The organism is Desulfuromonas sp. CSMB_57, assembly GCF_020194955.2.
Taxonomy (GTDB): Bacteria; Desulfobacterota; Desulfuromonadia; order Desulfuromonadales; family Syntrophotaleaceae; genus JAFCIY02.
The window spans coordinates 19418-45000 of the sequence record NZ_JAFCIY020000010.1; the positions used below are offsets into that span (position 1 = coordinate 19418).

General features: G+C 62.3%; 18 protein-coding genes (1 of these 18 cut by a window edge). 15 read left to right on the forward strand and 3 right to left on the reverse strand.

Annotated features, from left to right (window positions below; genetic code table 11):
- Nucleotides 1-136: 136 nt before the first annotated feature.
- The 4 genes from ispG to JQN68_RS03835 all read left to right on the forward strand — a co-directional run bounded on the left by ispG (nucleotide 137) and on the right by JQN68_RS03835 (nucleotide 6779).
- Complete coding sequence (gene ispG, locus JQN68_RS03820; RefSeq protein ID WP_225072960.1) at nucleotides 137-1213, forward strand: flavodoxin-dependent (E)-4-hydroxy-3-methylbut-2-enyl-diphosphate synthase; 1077 nt, start codon at nucleotides 137-139, stop codon at nucleotides 1211-1213.
- Nucleotides 1214-1265: 52 nt separating this feature from the next.
- Nucleotides 1266-2459 (forward strand): cation:proton antiporter domain-containing protein, encoded by a 1194-nt coding sequence (locus JQN68_RS03825; protein WP_225072961.1) that lies wholly within the window; start codon nucleotides 1266-1268, stop codon nucleotides 2457-2459.
- A gap of 25 nt (nucleotides 2460-2484) precedes the next feature.
- Complete coding sequence (pgi, locus tag JQN68_RS03830) at nucleotides 2485-4128, forward strand: glucose-6-phosphate isomerase (RefSeq protein WP_225072962.1); 1644 nt, start codon at nucleotides 2485-2487, stop codon at nucleotides 4126-4128.
- A gap of 305 nt (nucleotides 4129-4433) precedes the next feature.
- Nucleotides 4434-6779 carry a methyl-accepting chemotaxis protein gene (locus tag JQN68_RS03835; RefSeq protein WP_225072963.1) on the forward strand — a complete coding sequence of 782 codons (2346 nt, stop codon included), beginning with the start codon at nucleotides 4434-4436 and terminating at the stop codon, nucleotides 6777-6779.
- Between the two features lie 52 nt (nucleotides 6780-6831).
- Here JQN68_RS03835 and tsaA read toward each other — a convergent pair whose 3' ends face one another.
- Nucleotides 6832-7563, reverse strand: a complete 732-nt coding sequence (tsaA, locus tag JQN68_RS03840) for a tRNA (N6-threonylcarbamoyladenosine(37)-N6)-methyltransferase TrmO (protein WP_225072964.1) — start codon at nucleotides 7561-7563, stop codon at nucleotides 6832-6834.
- A gap of 140 nt (nucleotides 7564-7703) precedes the next feature.
- Here tsaA and JQN68_RS03845 point away from each other — a divergent pair, with 140 nt between their 5' ends.
- Nucleotides 7704-10190, forward strand: coding sequence for a PAS domain S-box protein (locus tag JQN68_RS03845; protein ID WP_225072965.1), 2487 nt, complete (start codon nucleotides 7704-7706; stop codon nucleotides 10188-10190).
- A 41-nt stretch (nucleotides 10191-10231) separates the two neighbouring features.
- Nucleotides 10232-10987, forward strand: a complete 756-nt coding sequence (locus JQN68_RS03850; protein ID WP_225072966.1) for a ubiquinone/menaquinone biosynthesis methyltransferase — start codon at nucleotides 10232-10234, stop codon at nucleotides 10985-10987.
- On the opposite strand, the gene JQN68_RS03855 is transcribed toward JQN68_RS03850, so the two are convergent.
- Nucleotides 10960-14160, reverse strand: a complete 3201-nt coding sequence (locus JQN68_RS03855; protein ID WP_225072967.1) for a DUF3971 domain-containing protein — start codon at nucleotides 14158-14160, stop codon at nucleotides 10960-10962. The two genes, JQN68_RS03850 and JQN68_RS03855, sit on opposite strands and share 28 nt — an antisense overlap.
- A gap of 84 nt (nucleotides 14161-14244) precedes the next feature.
- Entirely contained in the window at nucleotides 14245-15144 is a 900-nt protein-coding gene (locus JQN68_RS03860) for an RluA family pseudouridine synthase (protein ID WP_225072968.1), read from the reverse strand.
- Between the two features lie 177 nt (nucleotides 15145-15321).
- Here JQN68_RS03860 and smc point away from each other — a divergent pair, with 177 nt between their 5' ends.
- From smc to tyrS, 9 genes are all read left to right on the forward strand, one after another.
- Complete coding sequence (smc, locus tag JQN68_RS03865) at nucleotides 15322-18843, forward strand: chromosome segregation protein SMC (protein ID WP_225072969.1); 3522 nt, start codon at nucleotides 15322-15324, stop codon at nucleotides 18841-18843.
- Between the two features lie 8 nt (nucleotides 18844-18851).
- Nucleotides 18852-19211 carry a roadblock/LC7 domain-containing protein gene (locus JQN68_RS03870; RefSeq protein WP_225072970.1) on the forward strand — a complete coding sequence of 120 codons (360 nt, stop codon included), beginning with the start codon at nucleotides 18852-18854 and terminating at the stop codon, nucleotides 19209-19211.
- Nucleotides 19212-19269: 58 nt separating this feature from the next.
- On the forward strand, nucleotides 19270-20550 hold the full coding sequence (gene ftsY, locus JQN68_RS03875) for a signal recognition particle-docking protein FtsY (RefSeq protein ID WP_225072971.1): 1281 nt from the start codon (nucleotides 19270-19272) through the stop codon (nucleotides 20548-20550).
- Nucleotides 20551-20610: 60 nt separating this feature from the next.
- Complete coding sequence (locus JQN68_RS03880; protein ID WP_225072972.1) at nucleotides 20611-20802, forward strand: cell division protein ZapB; 192 nt, start codon at nucleotides 20611-20613, stop codon at nucleotides 20800-20802.
- Nucleotides 20799-21137 (forward strand): cell division protein ZapA, encoded by a 339-nt coding sequence (locus JQN68_RS03885; RefSeq protein WP_225072973.1) that lies wholly within the window; start codon nucleotides 20799-20801, stop codon nucleotides 21135-21137. Before JQN68_RS03880 ends, JQN68_RS03885 begins: the two co-directional genes overlap by 4 nt.
- Before the next feature lie 360 nt (nucleotides 21138-21497).
- On the forward strand, nucleotides 21498-22088 hold the full coding sequence (locus tag JQN68_RS03890; RefSeq protein ID WP_225072975.1) for a 5-formyltetrahydrofolate cyclo-ligase: 591 nt from the start codon (nucleotides 21498-21500) through the stop codon (nucleotides 22086-22088).
- 13 nt (nucleotides 22089-22101) lie between these two features.
- The gene (gene rny, locus JQN68_RS03895; RefSeq protein ID WP_283775375.1) at nucleotides 22102-23664 is read left to right on the forward strand and encodes a ribonuclease Y; all 1563 of its coding nucleotides are present in this window, start codon (nucleotides 22102-22104) and stop codon (nucleotides 23662-23664) included.
- Between the two features lie 60 nt (nucleotides 23665-23724).
- Nucleotides 23725-24507, forward strand: coding sequence for a TIGR00282 family metallophosphoesterase (locus JQN68_RS03900; RefSeq protein WP_225072976.1), 783 nt, complete (start codon nucleotides 23725-23727; stop codon nucleotides 24505-24507).
- Nucleotides 24508-24582: 75 nt separating this feature from the next.
- A protein-coding gene (gene tyrS, locus JQN68_RS03905; protein WP_225072979.1) for a tyrosine--tRNA ligase crosses the window boundary here: on the forward strand, nucleotides 24583-25583 show its 5' portion. It continues 223 nt past the right edge of the window; the window shows 1001 of its 1224 coding nt (coding positions 1-1001); the start codon lies at nucleotides 24583-24585; its stop codon lies beyond the right edge, outside the window.

A 25583-nucleotide genomic window follows, 5' to 3' on the forward strand; every position in this document is an offset into this window, starting at 1 on the left:
GTGTATTCAGTGTGCCGCACCATAAGCCTTCCGCCTCGCGACTGTCAAGTTCCGGCGGCCCTGCCTTGACTTGCCGCCCAACGACGCGTAAACTCTAGGCGCCCATTCGAGGCTAAAATTTCAGGAGTTTAACAATATGAGTCGTACCACCCGCCGCATCACTCTCGGCGGTGTCGCCCTTGGCGGCGGCGCCCCGGTGGCCGTCCAATCCATGTGCAGCACCGACACCCGGGATGTCGCCGCGACCGCCGAGCAGATCCGGCGCCTGGCGGCCGCCGGATGCGAGATCGTCCGCTGTGCCGTACCCGACGAAGCGGCGGCTTTGGCCCTGGCCGACCTGCGGCGGCAATGTCCCCTGCCGCTGGTGGCGGATATCCATTTCGATTATCGCCTGGCCCTGACCGCCCTGCAAAGCGGTGTCGACGGCCTGCGCCTCAACCCCGGCAACATCGGCGAGCGCTGGAAGGTCGAAGAGGTGGTGCGGGCCTGCGCCGAGCGCCGGGTTCCCATCCGCATCGGGGTCAACGCCGGTTCCCTGGAAAAGGACTTGCTGGCCCGTTACGGCCACCCGACCGCCGAGGCCATGGTGGAAAGCGCCCTGCGCCACGTCCGGGTGCTCGAGGAGTTGAACTACGGCGAAATCAAAATCAGCCTCAAGGCCTCCGATGTCCGCCGGACCGTGGAGGCCTACCGTCTGCTGGCGGCGCGGGTCGATTATCCCCTGCATATCGGCATCACCGAGGCCGGCACCACCTGGAGCGGCACCATCAAAAGCGCCGTCGGCCTCGGGGTACTGCTCTACGAGGGCATCGGCGATACCCTGCGGGTTTCCCTGACCGGCGATCCCGTGGCCGAGGTGCGGGTCGGCTGGGAGATTCTCAAGTCCCTCGGACTGCGGCAGCGCGGGCCGATATTCGTCAGCTGCCCGACCTGCGGCCGCTGCCAGATCGATCTCATTGCCGTGGCCGAAGAGGTCGAAGCGCGTTTGCAAAACCTGCCGCGGGCCATCACCGTGGCGGTCATGGGCTGCGTGGTCAATGGACCGGGCGAGGCGCGGGAAGCGGACGTCGGCATCGCCGGCGGCCAGGGCATGGGCCTGCTGTTTCGCCGCGGTCAGGTGGTGCGCAAGGTGCCGGAAAAGGAACTGGCCGATGCCCTGGTGGCCGAGGCCTGGCGCCTGGTGGAGGAGGAAGGCGCCGAAGGCGAAGCCTGAGCAGCGGCCGGAGGTCGGATGATATGTTGCATTTGGAAGCGGAGGGAAGCAAATGACGACCAGTCTGGCCTTGATGCTGATCCTGGGAATGGCGGCCAACGCCCTGTTCGTGAAGATGCGGTTGCCGGGGTTGCTCGGCATGTTGCTGCTGGGGGTGCTGCTCGGTCCTTATGTGCTGAACTGGCTGGATCCCGATATGCTGCGCATGTCCGGGGATCTGCGCCTGCTGGCTCTGATCATCATCCTGCTGCGGGCCGGGTTGGGCATCAAGCGCGAAGCCCTCAACCGGGTCGGGGTGACCGCCCTCAAGCTGAGTTGTATTCCCGGTCTGTGTGAGGGTTTCGCCATCGCTTTCGTATCCATCTACCTGTTGGGCTTCAGCTTCATCGAAGGCGGCATCCTCGGTTTCATCGTGGCGGCGGTCTCGCCGGCCGTGGTGGTGCCGCCCATGCTCAACTTCATCGACCGTCGGGTCGGTGCCAAAAACAACGTGCCGACCCTGATTCTGGCCGGCGCCTCCATCGACGATGTGTTCGCCATCACCCTGTTCTCGGCTTTTCTCGGCCTTTACGGCGGCCATCATGTCAATATCGGCCTGCAGTTGCTCGGTATCCCCCTCTCTATCGTGCTGGGCATCGGTCTGGGTCTGGTGGTCAGTATCGTGCTGGTGCGCCTGTTTACCACCTACTACATCCGATCCACCAAGAAGGTGATGATGATACTGGGGGTGGCCATCTTTCTGACCGCCGTCGAAAAGACTCTCAAGGCCCGGGTGGAGATCGCCAGCCTCCTCGGCGTTATGACCATCGGCTTCATCCTGCTGGAAAAAATGCCCGAAGTGGCGGCCAAGCTGGCGGGCAAATTCAACCGCATCTGGCTGTTCGCGGAAATCCTGCTGTTCATGCTGGTCGGCGCCCAGGTCAATATCCATGTCGCCCTCGATGCCGGCCTTACCGGCCTGCTGCTCATCGCCATCGGTCTGGCGGCGCGCAGCGTCGGCGTGGTGCTCTCCACCTTCGGCACACCCCTGACCTCGCGGGAGCGGTTTTTCTGTATCGTCTCCTATCTGCCCAAGGCCACGGTCCAGGCCGCCATCGGCGCCATTCCCCTGAGCATGGGGGTGCCGTCGGGGGACGTCATCCTGGCCATTGCCGTGCTGTCCATTCTCATTACTGCGCCCATCGGTGCCATCGGCATCGAATATTTTTCCAAACGCTGCCTGGAGGTGGAGTCTGAGTCCGCCTGACAGCGGTTTTGCAAAGGAGGTGGCCGTGTTGACCGGAAGCCGTGCCTGGCAGGCCCTGAAGGAACATTACGCGGCAATGCGCGAAGTCCACATGCGCGACCTGTTTGCCGCCGATCCGGAACGATTCGAAGGGTTTTCCCTGCACTTCGGGGAACTCCTGTTCGACTATTCCAAGAACCGCATCTCCGCCGAAACCCTCGATTTGCTGTGTCGGTTGGCGCGCCAGGAGGGCCTGGAGGACAAGATCGACCGGCTGTTTGCCGGGGAACGGGTCAACGTCACGGAGGAGCGCCCGGCCCTGCACATGGCCTTGCGCAACCGCAGCGGCCGGCCCATGACCGTGGAGGGTCGCGATGTCATGCCCCAGGTCAACGGCGTGCTGGCGCGCATGCGGGAGTTCGTGGCCGCGGTGCACTCCGGCGCCTGGCGCGGATTCAGCGGCGAACCGGTGCGCGACGTGGTGAATATCGGCATCGGCGGCTCGGATCTCGGTCCGCAGATGGTCTGCGCGGCCCTGCGGCCCTATGGCCGGCCCGGCCTGCGGGTGCACTTTGTTTCCAACGTCGATGCCAGCCAGTTGCTGGAAACCCTGCGGGACCTCGACCCGGCCACCACCCTGTTCCTGGTCGCCTCGAAGACCTTTTCCACCCAGGAAACCCTGGCCAACGCCCGCTCCGCCCGCGACTGGCTGCTGCGGGCGGCCGGCGACCCGGCCCATGTGGCGCGGCACTTCGTCGCCATGTCCAGCCACGCACAGCGGGTGCGGGAGTTCGGCATCGATCCGGCCAACATGTTCGAGTTCTGGGACTGGGTCGGCGGCCGTTTCTCCCTGTGGTCGGCCATCGGCCTGTCCATCGCCCTGGCCGTGGGCATGGAACGCTTCGAGGAACTGCTGGCCGGCGCCCATGCCGTCGATGAGCATTTCCGCAGCGCTCCCCTGGAGGCCAACATCCCGGTCATCATGGGGCTGCTCGGCATCTGGTACATCGACTTTTTCGGCGCCGAGAGCCATGCCATTCTGCCTTACGATCAGTATCTGCACCGCCTGCCGGCGTTTCTGCAGCAGGGCGAAATGGAGAGCAACGGCAAAAGCGTGACCCTCGACGGCCGGGCCGTCGATTACGCGACCGCCCCCGTGGTCTGGGGCGAGCCGGGCACCAACGGCCAGCACGCTTTCTACCAGCTTCTGCACCAGGGCACCCGGTTGGTACCGGCCGACTTCTTTGCCGCGGCGCAAAGCCACCATCCTCTGGGCGAGCATCATACCCTGCTGCTGGCCAACTGCCTGGCCCAGAGCGCGGCCCTCATGGCCGGCCGCACCCCGGAGCAGGCCCGCCGGCAACTGCAGGCCGCCGGGCTGCCGCCGGAGACCATCGACAGGTTGCTGCCCCATCGCGTGTTTGCCGGCAACCGGCCGAGCAACACCTTCCTCTATCCCAAACTGACCCCCCGTGCCCTGGGAGCCCTGGTTGCCCTGTACGAGCATAAGGTATTCGTGCAGGGGGCCGTCTGGGGTATCAACTCCTTCGATCAATGGGGCGTGGAACTCGGCAAACAACTGGCCGACTCCATCCGGCCGGCCTTGCGGGACGATGCCAGGGACCAAAAGTTTGACAGTTCCACCGCCGGTCTGCTGCGTTTCTGCCGCCAGTATCGGATTCCTTCCTAACCTTCCTTCTGCCAACCTTATGACAGTTGTCAAGAGACCGGCCGGCAGCCTTCCAGGCCCAGGCTGCCGCCGGTTTTCCGAATGCAGCGCCGCCTTTTGGCTGCGGCTGAATGGGTGTCCAACTGGCTCCAATCATTGAATATTTATTCATCATAAGGGATTCTCTCTTTTCCTGATCTGCATTGGCTTGAACCTTGCTTTTAATGAGCAACACGGTCCCTACCCGGGACCTTGCGTGCACATGTCGAGACCAGACCCAGTCTTTGCGGGGCCTGAGCCGATTCAATTTTTCAAGGAGGAAGTGTATGAAAATTCGTTCCATTCAGATGAAAATTTCCCTTATTGCCGGCTGTTGCCTGCTGGCGGCAGCCTGTATCCTGGTGGGGTACGGGCTGGTGGCCAGCAAGCGGACCCAGAGCCTGGTGGGCGAGCGGGTATCCGGCATGGTTTCCGAGGGCACCCTGGACAGCCTGAAAAACCTGGCCGGCATGCAGGCGGGGCGGATTCAAAGTCGGTTCGATGTGGCGCTGGACGCGGCCCGCACCATGGCCCACACCTTCGCCCTGGCCAAACAGAGCGATGCCTACGGCCGCAGCGTCAACCTGGGCCGCGACCAAATCAACGCCATTCTCCTCAACGTGTTGAAGAACAACCCAGAATTCAACGGCACCTACTCCTGCTGGGAGCCCAACGCCCTGGATGGCCGGGATGCCGATTTTCGCACCGGTCGGGACGGCAACAACAACGAGACTGGCCGCTTTACTCCCTACTGGACCCGTGACGCCGCCGGCAACATCGCCGTGCAGGCGCTGGTGGAATACGACAGCAACGACAAGCACCCCAACGGGGTCGCCAAGGGAGGCTGGTATATCGGCCCGCGCGATACCCTCAAGGAGAGTGTCCTCGATCCCATCCCCTACATCGTCCAGGGCAAACAGGTGTGGCTCGCCACCCTGTCCGTGCCGGTGGTGGCCAACGGGCGGTTTTACGGGGTCGCCGGAGCCGATTACAACCTTGATTTCGTTCAGGAACTGAGCCAGGCCGTGGACGGCCAACTGTTTGACGGCCAGGGCGAGGTGGCCATCGTCAGCAACATGGGCCTGATCGTCGCTCACAGCGAGCGGCCCGAGCTTATCGGCCAACCCTTCAGCGCCGCCGGCAATGCCAATTGGGACAAGACCCTGGCGGCCATTCAGGCGGGCGAGGCGGTGGCGGAAGTCAACGAGCAGACCGGCCGCGTGGAAGCTTTCGCCCCCATTGAGCTGGGCCGCACCGGCAAGCCCTGGGCGGTCATGATCGGGGTGGACAAAGGGGTGGTGCTGGCCCATGCCACGGCCCTGGATCAGGATCTGGGCCGGCGCGGCAGCGTCGGCGCCATGATGCAGGTCGGGGTTGGGCTGCTGGTTACTGCCGGCGCCATCGTGTTTCTCTGGTTTGCGGCCGGCGGCATCGCCCGTCCCATTCGTGCGGCGGCCAAACTGGCGGAAAACATCCAGGCCGGCGACTTTTCCCAGCGCATGACCCACAATAGCGCGGACGAAGTCGGCCAATTGGCCCGTTCCCTGGATGCCATGACCGTCAGCCTGGCGGACAAGGTGACCCTGGCGGAAAAGATTTCCCACGGCGAACTGGATGTTGAGGTGAAGCTGGCTTCCGATCGGGATCAATTGGGCAAGGCGTTGCAGAACATGGTCGCAAAACTGCGGGAACTGGTGACCCAGGTGCAGAGCGGCGCGGATCTCATCGCCGGGGGCGCCATGCAGGTGGCGGATGCCAGCCAGACCCTGTCCCAGGGCGCGACCGAATCGGCTGCCTCCCTGGAGGAGATCAGCGCCTCCATGACCGAGATGGCTTCGCAAACCCGCCTGAATGCCGAAAACGCCCAGCAGGCCAACAGCCTGTCGTCGGGGGCGAAGAATGCCGCCGAGCACGGCAACAAGCTGATGCAGGAACTGGTGCAGGCCATGACCGACATCGAGCAGTCGGGTCAGGATATCACCAAGATCATCAAGGTCATCGACGAAATCGCCTTCCAGACCAATCTGCTGGCCCTCAATGCCGCCGTCGAGGCGGCCCGGGCCGGACAGCACGGCAAGGGTTTCGCGGTGGTAGCCGAGGAAGTGCGCAACCTCGCCGCCCGCAGCGCCGAAGCCGCCAAGGAAACCGCCCTGCTGATTGAAGGTTCGTCGGCGAAGACCCACAAGGGCAGCGAAATTGCCGAAAAGACCGCCGCCTCCCTCAAGGGCATCGTCGCTGGAGCCGCCAAGGTTTCGGGGCTGGTGGCGGAAATCGCCGCCGCCTCCAAGGAGCAGGCGTCCGGCCTGGATGAGGTCACCCAAGGCCTGGGCCAGATTGACCAGGTCACCCAGAACAATACCGCCAGCGCCGAGGAGAGCGCCGCATCGGCCCAGGATCTCTCCGATCAGGCGGCGCGTCTGCAGCGGCTGGTCGCCCAGTTCAGAGTCGGCGGAACCAGTCGGGCCGCCCAGCCCGCCGCGGCGGCCAAACCACGGGCGGCGCGGCGGGAAACTGCGGCTCCCCCCGCCTTGGGTTGGGGCGGGACCGTGCCTGCCGCCAAGGCGGCGGCCGGACGTGAACCCGCCCCGAAAGACGTCATCGCCCTCGATGACAGCGAATTCGGTCGCTTCTAAAGAAGTTGGCAACAGGAAAAAAAGTCCCGCGGCGCAGGCTGCGGGACTTTTTTTATGGGAGCGGCAGAGGCGTTTGGTGTAAAAAAAGGACCTCCGTGATCGTAGCTTCGGCACCGGCAACCTGCCAACGGACCTCGAAGTCGAGCAGGCGGGTGCCGAACTGATCCCGTTGCAGGTTGCGCGGCAGGTAGGCCGGGCGCGGGTCAAGTCGGACGATTTCTCGAATCAGCTCCCGCAGTTCGGGGTAGCCCTGGTTTTCCCAGTGCCGACAGGCAAGCTCCACCGTTTCCGGAAAGCGCACCCGGAGTTGTTCGGCCGGCGCTTCCGGGGCAAATCCGGAACGGGCGTCGGGCCGGGCGTCGGCATAGGGCAGGTAGGGCTTGATGTCAAGCACCGGCGTCCCGTCCAGCAGATCGGTGCCGCCCAGGTGCAGAACGACCCCGCCGGCCCCACAGTCCATCCCTTCCAGGGCGACGGCCGACAATCCGAGGGGGTTGGGTCGAAACGGGGAGCGGGTGGCGAATACCCCCAGGCGTTGGTTGCCGCCGAGACGCGGAGGCCGCACCGTCGGCCGCCAGGTCTGACCCAGGTGGTCGTGAAAGACGAACAGCAACCAGAGATGGGAAAAGGCCTCCAGGCCTCGCACCGCCTCGGGTCGGTTATAGGGCGGCAGCAATTCCAGGGTGGCCCGGGCGGACGGCGACAACCCGGGCTGTCGGGGGATGCCGAATTTGCTCTTGAAACAGGACTGGATGATGCCGATGGGATTCATGGTGAAGTTCATGCCCCTTATTAACACGTTTGCGGGCCGACAATCCACTGCTTCTCATGCCGAATTAAAAAGCGCCGGGGTGGGCAGACGCTTATGGTAAACTGATGAGCAGAAGCGGGTGCCGTAGGCCCATTGACAATCCGGAGCCATGGATGGAACCAAAGCATATACCCAGGCACATGCAGCTGATCGAGCAGTTGCGACACATCGGCTTTCACGATCACCTCTGTCTGGTCCCCGGAGATCCATCCGAACAGATGGAGGTGTTTACCGCCTATCTCGCCTGGGCCGGGGATCGGCGTGAACACTGCCTGCCGCTATTGGTCGAATCCAGCCGTACGGTGCTCGATCGTCGGCTGGCGCGGCTCGGCTATCCGGTTATTGCCGAAGCCGGCGGAGACACGACGGTCCGGCCGGCTTTGCAGGCGGCCCGGGCCGGACGGTTGCTGGAGTATTGTCGAGATTTGGCGGGCCGCGTGGCGTCGAAGGGTGGCGTCGGGCTGCGGGTGCTTTGCGACATGGCCTGGCTGAGCCGGCAAGGGATGCGCATCGGCCAAATCGAAGATTTCGTTCGCCTGCTGGCCTGCTGCGGCGAGGGTGAGCCGGTATTGTTTCTCAACAGTTTCTGCCCCAGCATGGGGGCTGCGAGACTGGTCTGCGAGGCCATCGGCTGCCATCCCTTTGTGATCCAGTCGGGGGTGGTGTGCCGCAATTTCTATTATTCCATGCAGCGGCCCCCGGTGGCATCCCGACCGGTTGGTGTCGAAGACCCGGTGACGGCGGGGGAGGCTTCCCAATTTCGTCGGGGTCAGGTTCTGGATGCCATATTCCGAACCGCGCCCATCGGCCTTTGGATGCTCAACCGGGAACACCGAATGGTTTTCACCAACCGGAATTTTTGCGCCGCCACCGGAATCTCCGAGGAGGAATTCCTCTCCGCGGACCATTATTCCGAGGTGATGGCGCCGGAAACGGCATTGAAGTGTATGCTTTCCGACACCTACGCCTTTGGCGCCGAGGGGCATATCGCCGCCGAGGAGCGACTGCTCGGTGCCGATGGCCGGTTTCGTGACTATCAAATCGTCAAGACCAAGGTGCTCGATCCGGCCGGTGAGTTTGACGGCCTGCTGGGTTTGGCCATCGATATCACCGATCGCAAACGAGCTGAACGCCTGCTGAGCGAAAGCGAGTCCCGGTTTCGGGATATCGCTTTGAGCATCGCCGACATTATCTGGGAAACCGGGCCGGACTGGCGCCTGACCTACATATCGGAACAGGTGACCAGCGTGTTGGGATTCCAGCCGGAGGAAATGCTTGGGCAGCCCCTGTATGAATTTTTCGTCGCCGAGGAAGCCGGGCGCCTGCTGGCCCTGTGTCGGCAACTGACGGATGGCAAGAGGCCGTTTCGAAATGCCGAGCACTGGGCCCTGCACAAGGCCGGGCAGCCCTGTTGCCTGCTGCTCAACGGGTTGCCCCGCCAGGATGAGCAGGGCGTGTTCGCCGGTTACCGCGGCGTGGCCCAGAATATCACCGATCGCAAATTCGGCGAGGCCGGGCTGAAGCGGGCCTTGGCCGATTCTCAGGATGCTCGGGACAAAATCGACAGCATCCTGCGTTCCATCGGGGACGGCCTCATCGCCATCGATGAGCGGGGTTGCATCACCATGATGAATCCCAAGGCGGCGGCCATCTTTTCTGTTGCTGCCGACGAATGGGTGGGGCAACCCCTCGACCGACTCTGCGTATCGCAGGAGATCCGGGAAAAGTTGCGCGGGCTGGTGAACGGTATTGAAAGCGGTGTGGAAAAGGTCGAACTGGTGTGGCCCGGGCGGGAAACAGCCACGCCGCGTCATTATCAGGCGCGGATTTCGACCATGCGCAATCCCCGGGGGGAGGCAACCGGGGCCATCCTCATTTTTCAGGATGTGACCCGGGAGCGGGAGATGGATCGGGTCAAGAAGGAATTCATTTCCAATGCCGCCCACGAGTTGCGCACGCCGCTGACCTCCATCATGGGCTATCTGGAATTCTGTCTGCATCCGGAAGATTTCGGCGGTTTCAGTGAGGAACAACGACACGAGTTTTTGGCTGAAATCTACGACAAGGCGGAAGTTCTGGAACGGATCGTTTCCGATCTGCTGGATATCGCGCGCATCGATTCCGGTCGGCCCATTCCTCTGGAGATGGGAAGGGTGGATCTGCGTGAGGTCTGCACCAAGGTTGTGGAGCATTTTCAGTTGCAGTTTCCCCGCCATCGGTTCGAACTGGAATTTGCCGCCCAAGGCCGGCATGAGTTGCATGCGGACCGTGCCAAGCTGGAGCAGGTACTGGAGAATTTGCTCAGCAATGCCGTCAAATATTCGGAGGAAGACAGCCTGATTTGCATCAGCGGCCGGGCGGAAAGCGGAATTTACCGGCTGTCCGTGCGGGATCAGGGCATCGGGATGACGCCGGAACAACGACAGCGCATGTTTGAAACCTTCTACCGCGCACCGGGGGCCTGCGACGGCGTGCGCGGGCTGGGTCTGGGCATGAACATCGTCAAGCACATCATCGAGCGCCACGGCGGCGCCATCGAGGTGTTCAGCGAGACCGGGCAAGGCACCGAGATCCTTCTGCGCTTGCCATTCACTGATTGAACAGGTTCAGAATTTTCGTTTTTGATGCAGGAAGCTTTGCCATGCCGCAGCCCTTTCTTCCCGGCCAGGATACCCGGCCCCTGTTCGATGCCATCGCTCGCCGCTATGACCTGCTCAATCTGCTGCTGTCCGGTGGTCTGGATCGCTACTGGCGCGCCAAAGCGGTGGGCGAGTTGGAGTTGACGACTTCCTCCCGGGTTCTGGATGCCGCCACCGGCACCGGCGATGTAGCCCTGACCGTGGCCCGGGCCATGCCGGGCGTGACGGTGGTCGGCCTCGATCAATCGATGGCCATGCTGCATCTTGCCTACACCAAGTTGCGGCGTCGGCCAGCTTGGCCGGCGATTCAACTGGTGCAGGGCGATTGCGAGGCGCTGCCCTTCGGCGAGGGGATGTTCGATGCGGTGACCATCGCCTTCGGGATTCGTAATGTGCAACGGCGCGCCGCGGCGTTGGCCGAGTTTCGGCGGGTACTCAAGCCAGGAGGCCAACTGGTGGTTCTGGAACTCGGTCAGCCCCGCTCCGCCCTTATGGCAAGGATCTTCCGCTGCTACGGGGGCTGGTTGCTGCCGCGCATCGGCGGCCTGCTATCCTCGCGGGACGCCTACCGTTATCTTCCTGCTTCCATGCAGGCGTTTCCGGACCCGGTACTTTTTCTGGCCGAGTTGGCGGCGGGTGGTTTTGAAAAACTGGAGCACCAAGCCTTCATGGGTGGCATGGTGGGCCTGTTTCATGGCCGGCGAAACAGTTGTGCGATGAATGGGAGCGGTCAGGGCTCCCCTCGGGGCTCTTTCTGAGGGGGCGGTGACGCGGTCTGGAACAGCTGGCCCACGTCACTGACCATCTTGCCCGGCAGGCCCAGAACCCGCCTGAATATGCCAAGCACCTTTTCCGATACCGAGGTGATGGGGATGGCGTCTACATCCGGGTCGGCGCTGTTGCCGGTGACCCGGAAATGAGCGGTGATCAGGGCTTTTTCCTTGCCTGCCAGGATCCATCCCGCCACGGGGATGCGGGACACCACTTTATCCAGGGTGCCGAAGGGCTGCACGCCGAGCACCAGATCGAGCTCGTCCCGGGGCAGATCCACCGCCCCCACCAGGGAAAGATTCATGGCCGGACTCTTGACAAGCAGGTCTTCGGTGCGCAGTCGACCCTGCCGCAATTCGAAGCTCCCTCCGATTTCCTGAAACGGCATGCCGTCGCGGGCCATGTCCGGCCATTGCAGAGCAAACAGCTGGGCGACATTCAGCAGCGAGAAAACCTTAGATAAAAAGGGAAACTGGCGCAGGACGCCCGACCGGATCTGGAGGCGCAGTTGGCCGTTGCCCTGTTCAATGACGGATGCCGAGACCGGCCCGCTGAGATAGAAATCCGCCGTCAGGGCGCCCGTCGCCAGTCCCCTTCGTTGTAGCAGATCCCGCAGCAGAATTTCGGCGTCGACCTGTTGCAGATGCCCTGAAACACTGAGGCGGCTGGCCGCCGGTTGCGCCTCGTCGACCAGAATCTGGGCATGACCCCGGCCCGGTCCCAGACGAAACTCGAGGGGGTGGATGCTCAGCTGTTGGCCGGTATGGTGAACCGTGCCGGACACTTTCTGAAAATTTAAAGGACCGAAGCGGGCCTCATCGACCGTGGCCCGGACCGTAACCCGCCCGGCCTGGTCGGTCTCTTCGCCATCGCTTTCCGGCTCGCCCTCCCACAGTTCCAGGACTTCCTCAATGACGGCCCGTTCCGCGCGAGCGGTCAAGTCCGTGACCGGCCTGGCGGTGAGTTGGGTGTGGCCGTCCACACGGATCAGGCTGGAATTTTTCAGGCGCAGTCGGACGTCTTGGTAACTCAGGCGGTCCGCCTTGATCAGCACCGTGCCTTTGAGGTCGCGCAGCACCGCGGTTGTCGAGGGAAACAGCAAATCCCCGGCATTCATGGCCGGAGCCGCAACCTGCAGTCGGCTCTCCCGGCCCGGGCGAAAATCCAGCAGACCACCAAGGGTTATATTGGAGCGGCCGAGCTGCCCCTGCAGTTGTTGGAATTCCAGGCCCGTTTCGGACAGGCGCAGTTCGCCGTTGAGGTGGTGCAATGGGGCCCGCAGTCCCGGAATGGCGACCTGGACCTGCTGCAGACGAAGGTTTCCCTGCAGGGTGAGAGGGGGGCTTGCGGTGCGACTCAGTTGCGCTGTCAACCGCGCTTTGCCGGCCAGCGGGAAATCGGCCAGGGCAGGTACCAGAATTGGCAGGGATTTCAGGTTGCTGCCCGTCAGGTCGGCCTGCAGGCTCAGGGGACCCGGCAGGCGTTTGGTGATCCAGCCCTGGAGTTTCAGGTCCAGGTCCGGCAGTTGCAGCAGGCCGTTGCGCAGGGCTATCCGTTCGCCTTGCACGGCTACCTCGGCGCGCAGCGTGGCCGGGGTGCCGGGAAATTTGTCGAACCCGTTGCGCCATTGAATCCGGCAGGCCGCCAGATCCGCGTCGAGTTCGCCGGCCAGAGCATCCAGGGGGCCGTGCAGAGACAGGTTGATGGGGACAATTCCCTGAACGGCGCGGCGTATTTCGGCATGGTCGGTGAGGCGGGCCGCCAGTTTGCCGGACGGCGCCAGCCAGCTTGCCGCCAGGGCCAGGGTGGGGACGGCCTGGTCGAGGGCGGCCAGGCTTCCTTGGAACTGTAGAGGGGTGTCCAGCAGCCTGGCGCTGCCCTCCGTCAAGGCCAGTCGGCCTTCCTGCCAGCGCAGGATAGCCCGCAGTTGTTCCAGGCGGGTCGAACCTGTCAGCTGCAGGCTGCCGTCGCGGAACTCCAGCGAGCTTTCCAGATGTTCATGCAGGGTGTCAGGTTGCAGCCGGGCAAGTGGGCCGTCAAGGCTCGCCTGCAGCTGCAGTTTTCCGGCCTGCAGGTCGTTGCGCAGCCGGGCCAAAAGCGGCCAGGTTTTCGGCTCCGGCAGCCACCTGCGCAGTTGCGCCCAATCCAGCCAGTCGCTTTGCAGATGGACGGCCACCCGGGGCTCCGGTTGCTGGTGCTGATGCGACAGGTGGCCGCTCCATTTCTGGTTGTCGAGGGATATGGACAGATCCTGCCACTGGTCGAGGCTTGGAGTGGAAATCCAGCGGGTGCTGAGGGACAACATACTCAAAGCGGCCGGATCCCGGGGTCGATCCGGCCAGGCCATCCGCAGGTCTTCGCCCTTTATCTGCAGGTTCAGGTGCAGGCCGGTGGCCGGAGACCCTTCGCCGGATATATGCCAGGTCGCGCGGCCCGTCAGGTTGGGGAGGTGTTTTGCCGGCGACCATAAACGACCCGGTTCAAAGGCGTCGAGGTGCAAGGTGAAGCGGCCTTCGGTCCGGCGCCAGTGCCGCGGGTCCTCGGCCAGTTGGAAGCGGCCGTCCAGGGCCAGGGGGATGCGTTGTCCGGAGCGCTGCAGGGTTGCCCTGACGCGGAGTTTGGTGGGAGAAGATTCAAACAGGTTGCGGGCCTGCAACTCCACACCGGACAGGGAAAAATCCATGGATTCGCCATGTTCGTCGACCAGTTCCACCAATCCGTCGCTGATGGACAGGTGTCTCACCCGGACGCTGCGAACCAGTTTGTCCAACAGTTCTCCAAAATCGGGTGCGGAACCGTTCTTCGGCGGCCAGGGTTGGCGAAAACGGGGCTGGTCGAGAATCAGTCTTCGACAGGACAGTCGGCCGAAAAGCAGGGGCAGCAGCTTGGGTTGCAGATAGAGTTGGCGCAGTTGCAATTGCGGGCGGATCGATGGTGCGGTACCGATTTCCAGCTCGCTGCATTGGAGCACCGGGCCCCGGTGCCAAGCCAGGCGGAGGTCCCCGATGCGTACCGTGGTTTGCCAGGCGCTGCTCAGCTGATATTCGAGTGCCGCGCGGTAGCGGGCCGTATCCAGGCCGGCGAGCACCAGGGCCGAACCGGCGACAGCGGCAAGCAGCAGGGTGCCGCAGGCAATCAATAGCAGACGTCGGGTGGCCATGCCGTTCCTCGAAAAAAACCGGTTGACCGGTCGGTTGGAAGAGCTTTTTTAAAGAATGCGTCCATGGGCTGGGCAGGCGGCGGCTCAGCCGCCTGGCAGGGAGCGGTTTGTCGATCCCGGCGGCGGTTCAATGCCCCACTGCGGCAACCGGGCGCTCAATTCGGCGGGCAAGGGGCAGCAGACCCGGCCGCCGGATATGGATTCGAAGGTTGGCCAGACCAGTTCGCAGCAATGCAGGAACTGCCGTTGCAGGCCATCCAGAGGAGGACCGCCGTAACGCTCGTCGCCGACCAGGGGCCAGCCTGCGGCCGCCAGCTGTTGGCGGATCTGGTGCTTGCGCCCGGTGACCAGTTGCAGGCGCAGCAGGGCGCCATCCTGGCCGTAGGCGGCCACCTCAAAGATGGTCGCCGCTTCCCGGACTTTGCCTTTGGCGACCACCGGTTGTTCAAGTCGGCCGTGTTGCGGAGGACGACCCGCCACCAGGGCCAAATAGTGCTTTTCCATTCGGCCGTCCATCATCATCCGGCCCAGAATGCGGGTGGCGTGACGGCCCTTGCCGAACAGAACCGGACCCGAGGTACCGATATCCAGGCGATGGACGGGGGCAACGCTGTAAGCCACGCCGCGCTCTTCCATGAGCCGCCGCAGGCGATCGGTCAGATTGTCCTGATCGTGACCGAGGCTGCTATGCACCGCCAGTCCGGCCGGCTTATACACCACCAGGCAGGATTCGTCCTCCAGCAGGATGCTGCGGATGGTCAGGGACTGGGCAAGGATATCGCGCATCCTGCCGCTGTCCGGCAGCCAGACAACAGCGCCGGCCTGGACCAGGCTGTCCTCGCCCGGATTCGGACCCGGACCGGCGATGCGGCCACGGCGCAGCAGTTGCCGCAGATAGCCGATGGGAGCGGCGGGAAGCTGCTGCCGGAGAGCCTGCAGCAGGGTCTGGCCCTGTTCCTGTTCAGAAAATCGCAATTCATGCATGGTCGCCCATCATACCTTTCACCCGCCTGCAAGGCAAGCCGCCCTTTGCCTGGCGGTTGGGACTTTTCGTTGCTGGCAAAGTGCTTTACATGCCTGGGGGAGATTGTTAGTATCCATCGGGAATTCTCGTAGGAGCGGCAGCCGGCCGCGGCCATTCCTGTCATCAGTGTCGGTCCCATGCAAATCAAGCAGGTTGAAATCGTCGGTTTCAAATCTTTCGTCGACCGGGTCTCCCTGGAATTCGGCCCGGGCATCGCCGCGGTTGTCGGGCCCAATGGTTGCGGAAAAAGCAATATCGTGGATGCCCTGCGCTGGGTCATGGGAGAGCAAAGTCCGAAGAATCTGCGCGGACGCGCCATGGAGGACATCATTTTCGGCGGCAGCGAACGTCGCCGGCCCCTGGGCATGGCCGAAGTATCGCTGATCTTTTCCAACGAACAGGGTCTTGGTCCGGCCGCGGTACGGGATTATGCCGAATTCATGGTGACCCGCCGGTTGTACCGCAACGGCGAAAGCGAATACCTGTTCAACAAGAAGCCCTGCCGCCTGCTGGATATTACCGAATTGTTCATGGACACCGGCATCGGCGCCCGGGCCTATTCCATAATCGAGCAGGGCAAAATCGGCATGCTGCTCAATGCCAAGCCGGAAGACCGCCGTTTTCTCATCGAGGAAGCGGCCGGCGTCAGCAAATTTAAAGCCCGCAAGAAGACCGCCCTGCGCAAGATTGAAGCGACCCGCCACAACTTGTTGCGGCTGCAGGATATCATCGGCGAGGTGCGGCGGCAATTGGCCGGTCTCAAACGGCAGGCCCGCAAGGCCGAAACCTTTCGCGGGCTGCGGGAGGAACAGCGGCAGATTGAGCTGTGCTTCGCCCAGGTGCGGTTTGCCGAGTTGGCGGATGAGTGTCGGGAGCAAACCGTCCGGGAGCAGTCCCTGAGCATGCAGTTGGCCGGGCTCGAAGGACAGCTCGCGGCTGCGGAATTGTGTTTGGAACAACAGCGGCTGCAGCAGACGGCGGAGGAACAGGAGCTGGGGCTGGTTCAGGAACGGGTCTTTCAATTCAGCAGCCAACTGCAGCGCCTGGAACTGCAGCGCGACAACGATGCACGGGAACTGCAGAGCCTGGCGGGCCAACAGGAGCGTCTGGCGGAGGAACAGCAGGAAATCCAGGAGCGGTTGCGGGCGGCGGTGGTTGAAGAGAAGGATTTGCGCAGCAGCAGCGCGTCCCTGGTCGAGGAAGGGGAGGAACAAGCGAATCGGTTGATGCGGGAGGAGGCCGAACTGGCCGAATGGTCCGGTCGGGAAGAGGCCGACGCGGCCTGTCTGGAAGAAAATCGCCGCCGGTTGATGACGATGGTGAGCGATGTCAACCGCTTGCGCCTGCGCCGGGAGGACATCGAGCGCCGCCGGCGGTCTGTGGATGAGCGTTTGGCCCACCAGCGGCGGGAAGCCGTGCGCCTGGGCGAACAGCAGGCGGAATTGGCCCGGCAGGCCGAGGCCCATGGGCAGACGCTGGATAGCTTGGAAATCGGGATGGCGGCCGCGAATGGCCTTTTGCAGGAGGCGCTGGAGGCCCTGGCCGTCGGTCGCCGCCGGTTGGAAGACAACGAACAGGTTCTGTTGCTGGCCCGCCAGGAACTCGGTGCCTGTCGAACGCGGCTGGAGTCCCTGCAACAACTGGAGCGCAACCTCGAGGGCTACGGTCCGGGTGTCCGACAACTGTTGGCGGATGAATCCCTGCGCGGGCGCCTGCAAGGCATGACCGCGGATATATTGGAAGTGCCCGCCCGCTACGAGGTCGCCGTCGAGGCGGCCTTGGGGGAACGGCTGCAGGCTCTGATCGCTGCCGATGCGGAGGCGGCCCGCGCGGCGCTGGCGGCCCTGCGCCGTTCTGGCAGTCGAGGGTTGCTGCTGCTGCGAAATCGCGATTGCCAGGCACCGCTGCCGCCGGTTGTCGGGCGGCCCCTGGTGGATCTGATTGTGCCGCGTCCGGGTGCGGAGGCTCTGGTCCGGGATTTGCTGTCCGGAGTTTGTCTGGTCGAGGATCTCGCTGCCTGTTTTGATCAGAGCCTGCCCGTTGGTGCCATGCTGGTAACAGCGGAAGGCGAAACCCTTTGTCATCGCGGCATTCTCATCGGTGGCGGCGCGGCCGGCGGCGGCCATGGCCTGCTGTCCAAAAAGCGGGAGATCAAGGAGTTGGCGGCGCTGCTGGAGCAGCTGGAAGAACGGGCTGCCCAACTGCATCAGGAACGCCTGGCGCTCAAGGAGGCCCATGGGTTGGCCGAGCACAGCCAGGCCGAGGCGGCTGCCGAAATCCAGCGGCTGGCCTTGCGCCGGACGGAAGCCGAGCAGTTGCTGTCTGCCGCCCGTCGTGCCCTGGCCCAACTCGCCGAACGCCTCGAGGTCCTGACGCTGGAAGATGACCAGGCCGATGAGGAGTATCGCATGCTGCAGAAGCAGCATGCCGAGGTGGTGGAAGGTCTCCATGGCCAGGAATCGGCCAGGGCGGAAGCGGAAATGCAGGCGGAACAGTTGCAGGAAGCATTGTTGTTGTCGCGGCGCCGGCAGTCCGAGCGGCGTGAGCGGGCCACCGCCATCAAGGTTGAGTTGGCCGGACTGCGGGAACGTGAAGAAAGCTGCCGCCGCAACCTGCAGCGTCTGGTCGAACTGCAGCAGGATTTGCAACGCCGGCAGCACCTGAACGAACAGCGACAGGCTGAATTGCAACGGCAACGGGATGAGCTGGGACGGGCCGGACAACGAAGGTTGGTCGAAATGGAGCTCCTGGCGAGTCGGCGCGATGAGGAACAGCTTCTGCTCAGCCGCCGCAAGGAGCAGCATGGTTTGCTCCAGTCCCGGTTGGAGGCCGCTGAGGAAGCCCTCAAGGAGCAGCGGCGCGCGGTTCAGAAGTTGCGGGACGCCGTGGCCGATTTACTCCTTTGTCGGCGCCAGTCGCAGCTGGAGTATGAACATCTGCATCGCACCGTGCTGGAACGCTACCGATTCGATCTGCAGCAGGAAGCCCTGCCGTTGGACGAGTTTCAGGCTGCGACAGCCGAAGGACGGCTGCAGGATTTGGTCCGGCAGATCGAGGAGATGGGTGAGGTCAATCTGACCGCCATCGACGAATTCCGGGAACTGGAGGGTCGCTGGCAGTTTCTCTGTACCCAGGAACAGGACCTGCAGCAGTCCCTGGAGGGATTGCAGGAAGCCATCGCCAAGATCAACCATACCACCCGGCGACGGTTCCGGGAAACCTTTGATCTGGTCAACCAGCAGTTCCAGGCCATCTTCCCGCGGTTGTTTCTGGGGGGAAGGGCCGAACTGGTTCTGACCGATGAGCATGATTTGCTGGAAACGGGCATCGAAATTGTCGTGCAGCCGCCCGGCAAGCGGTTGCAGAGCGTCGGTTTGCTGTCCGGGGGTGAAAAGGCGTTGACGGCCATCGCCTTGGTTTTTGCCATCTTTTTGATCAAACCGTCGCCCTTCTGTGTGCTGGACGAGGTGGATGCGCCCCTGGACGAAGCCAACATCTATCGCTTTAACGAGATGGTGCGGGAAATGTCGCAGTGTTCCCAGTTCATCATCATTACCCATAACAAGCGCACCATGGAGATGGCCGATACCTTGTACGGCGTGACCATGGAGGAGCCGGGCGTCTCCAAGCTGGTTTCCGTGCGCATGAACGACAGTTGAGGGACGTTATGCCGTTTAAGGTCGTGCTCGGAGAACTTCTCGCCTCGGTGCCCGGGGCCGAAGGCGCTATCATCGCCGATTGGGAAGGAGAAGCCGTGGATCAGGTCGGTTGCATGGAAGCCTTCGATCTGCAGGTCCTTGGCGCTTATAAAGGCATCATTCTCAACAACCTGCGCATCGCCCTGCAGCGCTCCAGCGGGGATGATTTGCAGGAGGTGGTGATCGGTACCGAGCGCACCCGAACCGTGGTGCTGCCCATCACCGCCGACTACTTTCTGGTTTTGACCGGATTGCGGGAGGCCTTGCTGGGTCGGGCGCTGTTCGCGGCCCGGAGTTGTGTGGAGCAGTTGCGTTCGGAGTTTTCCTGAACACCCTCGATGGTGTTTCCAAGGTCTGGCAGCAGACCGCATAAGTGGGGATGGCAAGATGATCATGGTTTGTTTCTGGCGTTTGTTACGAAATCTATTAGAAAATCCGGTTTGCTTCGCAGATCCCGCCTGGCAGTTCGCCGGGGTCGGGAGGGACGCCGTCATACCCGGCGAGGAGCGGTTCGAGCGCGGGTTTGACTTCAGTCTGTGGCAGCGCTTGAAAGAGGGGTTTCGACCCGGTTCCCAGCCAGAGAAGCTGCCCGCTGAAGAGGTGTCCCAGGATCCTGAGGAGGTCGAAGTGTCAGATCTGCCGGTGGCGGAAGACACCGCAGGCGATGCACCTCAGGCCGAAGCACCTCAGGTCGAAGCACCTCAGGTCGAAGCACCTCAGGTCGAAGCACCTCAGGCCCCCAAACCGGGCAGCCTGTTTTCTCGGCTGCGGGCCGGATTGGCCAAAACCCAGGCCTCTCTTGTGGGGCGCATTGATACTCTGCTCCGGGGTCGTCAGGTCGTGGACGATGCATTGCTTGAAGAACTGGAAGAGATATTGATTACCGCCGATCTGGGAATGAAAACCACCCGGGAGTTGATGACGGCATTGGAACAGCGTTTGACTCGCAGCAACGGCAGCCAGGTGGAGCAGGTACGGGAAATTCTGCAGGATGAAATACGGCAGCGACTGCGGTTGGAGGCGCAACCCCTCGCGCCGGAGCGGGCCAGGCCCTTCGTGATCATGGTCGTCGGCGTTAATGGTGTCGGCAAAACCACGACCATCGGCAAGTTGGCGAACCAACTGGTCGGTCAGGGCAAAAAGGTGTTGATCGGCGCCGGGGACACGTTTCGGGCCGCGGCGGTGGAGCAGTTGGAAATCTGGGGTCGGCGGGCCGGGGTCGAGGTGATTCGGCATGCCGCCGGCTCCGATCCTGCCGCCTTGGCCTACGATGCCATCAAGGCGGCGCAAGCTCGAGGCGCCGATGTGCTGTTGCTGGATACGGCCGGCCGGTTGCACACCAAAGCCAATCTCATGGAAGAGCTGAAGAAGATCCGCCGGGTGCTGAATCGCGAATTGCCCGGCGCTCCCCATGAAACCCTGCTGGTGGTGGATGCCACCACCGGTCAGAATGCCTTGGTGCAGGCGCGGCTGTTCCAGGAAGCGGTAGCCGTTTCCGGCGTGGCTCTGACCAAGCTGGATGGGACCGCACGCGGCGGCATGCTGGTCGCCATCGGCGCCGAACTTGGGTTGCCGGTGCGATTTGTCGGGATTGGCGAAGGGATTGAGGATCTGCGTCCCTTCGATCCCGACCAGTTTGTCCGGGCCTTGTTTGAGAGGCCCGCATAATACCTTGACTTGATGCTGTTTTTTTCTTAGACTTCCAACATATTCGAGCGAAGGAAAGTCGTGGATTTATCAGTTATTCTCCATCTTGAAGAAAAGGTTGACCTGCTCCTGGCCCGCAAGCGGGAGTTGGAAGAGGAGTGTCAACGGTTGGGAGCCGAGCGGGATCGCCTGCTGCAGGAGCGGGAGCAATTTCTCGCCGAGCTGGATAGGGTTTTGTCCAAGCTGGATGGGCTGGGTGAGGAACTGGCTTGAAGCATGCCGTTCAGGTCACGATTCTGGGGCAACAGTACACAATCCGAAGCGGCGTTGCGCCGGAAGAGATCCATCGGGTAGCGGAGTTCGTCAACGAGAAACTGGCCGATATCATGGCGGGCAGTCGTTCCGTCGACTCCCTCAACACCGCGGTGCTGGCACTGTTGCACATCAGCCAGGCCTATTTGCGGTTGCGCGAGGAGCATGAGGAACAAGCCGGCATTGCGGCGATGCGCTTGGCCCGACTGCTGGAACGTCTTGAAGGGGCCTGTGCCGGAGGGCCGGAACCGTCCGAGAAGAAACGGGATGCCGGCGATATTTTCTTCGCAGAATGATGCAGTTGGTGCTTCGGCGCCGGTCGATTTCTGTAAGAAGATTTTAGATAGATTGGCTGGAAGATTGCTTTCCAAAGCGCAGGTCATGCTTGCGTTTTTTGTTCGTTTGGTCGAAATGGCGGCCAAGGCCCCGAGCGGGTGCCCTGATTTGCATGCAAAGCATGCCGCCCAGGCTCAGGGCCAAGGTGTTTCTGCCGGATAGTGCGAAAGAGTGCATAAAACGGTGGAAAACAGCTGAAGGTGCCCGTTTTTTCTCCTGTCTGCCAAGTGCTCAGGTGGAGCGGCCAGACGAATAACCCATCCTTTCCCGTCTAACAACTTCCTACGGAGATCGCCGGGCTGCCTCGGGGATCTCTCACCATGCCGAAAAAGCCGATACGCGTTGACATGCTGGCGCGGCGCAAGCACTTGGCCGCGGAGATCTGTCTGAGCCACAGTTTGAGAATTCAGGAACGGTTCCTGACGATGGCAGTGTATCGGGATGCCGGCACCCTGGCCCTGTACAGCCCCATTTTGAATGAAGTGTTTACGGAAGAGATTTTCCATCGCGCCCGTCGGGAGGGCAAGAAGCTGGTCTTCCCCCGTGTCCACGGAGAGGACCTGGTTTTTGTCGAGGTCAGATCCCGTCGGGAACTGGTGCCGGGAGCCTTCGGTGTCCTGGAACCCGAAGGCCAAGACCTGGTGGCGGCCTCCGAATTGGATGTGTTGCTGGTTCCCGGGGTGGCCTTCGATCTTTGCGGTCATCGGCTTGGTTACGGCAAGGGGTTCTATGACCGGGCTCTGGGCCGCCAAGGCCGCCCAAGCCAGGTTATCGGTCTGTGCTACGAACTTCAACTGGTTCAGCGTCTGCCTGCGGAAGAGCATGATGTATGTCTCGATCTGCTGGTAACGGAAGAGCGCTGCTACGCCTTCGGGCCGGCGGTCTCCGCTCTGGACAGTTGCCAACATTGAGGAGGATAAGGCGTTGAGTATAGAAATCGCATGGTTGCAGGTAGGGGTGGCACTGCTGGCCGGCGCCCTCGGCGGCGTCCTGGTGCGCAGGCGTCTGGCGGAAAACGAACTGGCAACTGCTCGGCGTAGCGCTGAGCAGATTCTGGCGGAAGCCAACAAGGACGCGGAAATTCTTCGCAAGGAAGCGGAAATCCAAAAAAAGGATGCACTGCTGCAAGCCAAGGCGGAGTGGGAGGAAGAGGCCCGTGAGATGCGCCGGGAGCTGCAGTCCCAGGAGAAGCGCTTGTTGCAGCGAGAGGAGCTTATCGACCGGAAGACGACGCAGCTGGATGGCCGGGAGGAAAGCCTCGAACGCCGGGAAACGCGCCTGGGTGAACAGGAAGAGCAGATCCGGGGCCGCGAGGCTGAGGTGGAGCAATTGCGCGTCGCCCAGCGCGAACGGTTGGAGCAATTGGCCGGGATCTCGTCCGACGAAGCCAAGCAGCAGATCATGGCCATGATGGAGAGCGAAGCCCGCCACGAATCGGCAAAATGGATCAAGCAGATCGAAGATGAGGCACGTGAGTCGGCGGACAAGAAGGCTCAGGAAATTCTCGCTTTGGCGGTGCAGCGCTACGCCGGTGATTTCGTGGCCGAAAGTGCCGTCAGCGTGGTGCCCTTGCCGTCGGACGAAATGAAGGGGCGCATCATCGGCCGGGAAGGCCGCAACATCCGTGCCATCGAGGCGGCCACCGGCATCGATCTGATTATCGATGATACCCCGGAGGCGGTCATTATTTCCGGGTTCAATCCGGTGCGGCGTGAAGTGGCGCGCATTTCCCTGGAGCGCCTGATTACCGATGGCCGCATCCATCCGGCGCGCATCGAGGAAGTGGTCACCAAGGCGGCTCAGGAAGTCGACAACTCCATTCGCGAAGCGGGCGAGCAGGCAACCTTCGATGTCGGTGTCCATGGCATTCATCCGGAAATCATCAAACTCATCGGCCGCCTCAAGTACCGCACCTCCTATGGCCAGAACGTGCTGCAGCATTCCATCGAAGTGGCTTTTCTTTGCGGCATCATGGCGGCCGAACTCGGCATCAACGTCAAGCAGGCCAAGCGTGCCGGTCTGTTGCACGATATCGGCAAGGCCGTGGACCACGAGATCGAGGGGTCTCATGCCGTCATCGGCGCCAACCTGGCCCGCAAGTTTGGCGAATCGCCCAAGGTGGTTCACGCCTTGGCGGCCCACCATGAGGATGAAAAGCCGGCCACTGTGCTGGCGGTCCTGGTGCAGGCCGCCGATGCCCTCTCCGGGGCTCGGCCCGGCGCCCGCCGCGAAATGCTGGAAACCTACGTCAAGCGCCTCCAGGATTTGGAACGTATCGGCACCTCCTTCCAGGGCGTGACCAGTTGCTACGCCATCCAGGCCGGTCGGGAGATCCGGGTGATGGTTTCCAGCGAAGATGTCTCCGATGTTCAGGCCCATGTCCTGGCCAAGGATGTGGCCCAGAAGATCGAGGCGGAAATGACCTATCCCGGTCAGATCAAGGTGAATGTCATCCGCGAAACCCGCGCGGTTGAATACGCAAAATAGCGGCCCGCTGCCTGGCTGTTCGGCGCGATCCGGAGGAGACCCTGGAAGGGGCGAGAACTGTTGAATATTCTTTTTATTGGTGACATCGTAGGCCGCCCCGGGCGGCATGCCGTAGCCAGTTGTCTGCATCAGGTGGTGGATGCCTGGCAGGTCGATCTGGTTCTGGCGAATGGTGAAAACGCCGCGGCCGGTTTTGGCCTGACCGCCGCCATTGCCCTTGAGTTGTTTGAAATGGGCATCGATTTCATGACCACGGGCAATCATATCTGGGACAAGCGGGAAGTCTACGATTACCTGGAACGCGAGCCCCGCCTGTTGCGGCCGGCCAATTATCCACCGGGACTGCCTGGTCGCGGCGTTGGTTTCTGTACCACCGCTGCAGGGTGCAAGGTTGGTATTCTCAATCTCGAGGGCCGGGTGTTCATGAACAACCTGGATTGCCCCTTCCGGGTCGCCGACCGCGAACTGGACCAGCTGCGCCGTGAAACTTCCGTGATTCTGGTGGACTTTCATGCCGAAGCGACCAGTGAAAAAATGGCCCTTGGCTACTATCTGGACGGACGGGTATCGGCGGTCATCGGCACCCATACCCATGTTCAGACGGCGGATGAACAGATTCTCGGCGGCGGGACGGCTTATATTTCCGACGCCGGCATGACCGGCAGCCGTGATGCGGTCATCGGTATGCGCAAGGAACTGGCCATGGAAAAATTTCTTACCCAGTTGCCGGTTCGCTTCGAAGTCGCAAAAAAGGACGCGGCCCTGTGCGGGGTGGTGGTGACCGTGGACGAGCAGTCGGGGCGGGCCAGCGCTATTCGCAGGATTGTGGCGCCGGTCGCCTGAGTTTGAGGATAATGCCCGGTGCCGTTATGCAATGCGCCCTGCGGGCTGAAATAAAATGAGGAGGGACACCCTATGTTGTCGGTTCCGGAGCAATTAGCGATCATTCGCCGCGGCGCGGTGGAGATTCTGGTGGAAGCAGAGCTGGAAAAGAAGTTGGAGAAATCCCTGGCCACCGGTGTGCCACTGAAAATCAAGGCCGGTTTTGATCCCACGGCGCCGGACCTGCATCTCGGCCATACGGTCCTGATTCAGAAGCTCAAGCAGTTTCAGGACCTCGGTCATCAGGTTTATTTTCTCATCGGCGACTTTACCGGCATGATCGGCGATCCGACGGGAAAAAACGAAACGCGCAAATCCCTGACCCGGGAGCAGGTTTTGCAGAACGCCGAAACCTACAAGGAACAGGTGTTCAAAATACTCGATCCGGCCAAGACGCAGGTGGTTTTCAACAGCACCTGGATGGGCGGCATGAGTGCCGCCGATCTCATCGGCCTGGCGTCCCGTTATACGGTCGCCCGCATGTTGGAGCGGGACGATTTTCACAAACGATTCGCCGGCCAGCAGCCCATTGCCATCCACGAGTTTCTCTATCCTTTGGTGCAGGGTTACGATTCCGTCGCCCTGCGGGCCGATGTCGAACTGGGGGGCACCGACCAGAAGTTCAACCTGCTGGTTGGCCGTGAACTGCAAAAGCAAGAGGGGCAGGAGCCCCAATGCGTGCTCACCATGCCGTTGCTCGAAGGTCTCGACGGGGTCAACAAGATGAGTAAATCCCTGGGCAACTATATCGGCATCACCGAGCCGCCGCGGGAGATTTTCGGCAAGGTCATGAGCATCAGCGACGACTTGATGGTGCGTTATTATGAGCTCTTGTCCGATGTCGACCTGGCCCATCTGCAGCAGGTCCGCGATGGTATCGCCGGGCGGACCGGAGGGCTGCATCCCATGGAAAGCAAGAAGGCATTGGCCCGTGAGCTGGTGGCGCGTTTTTACGATGCAGCTCAGGCCTGCCAGGCCGAGCAGGATTTCGTTCAGCAGTTCAAGAAAAAAGAGATTCCTGAGGACATCCCCACCGT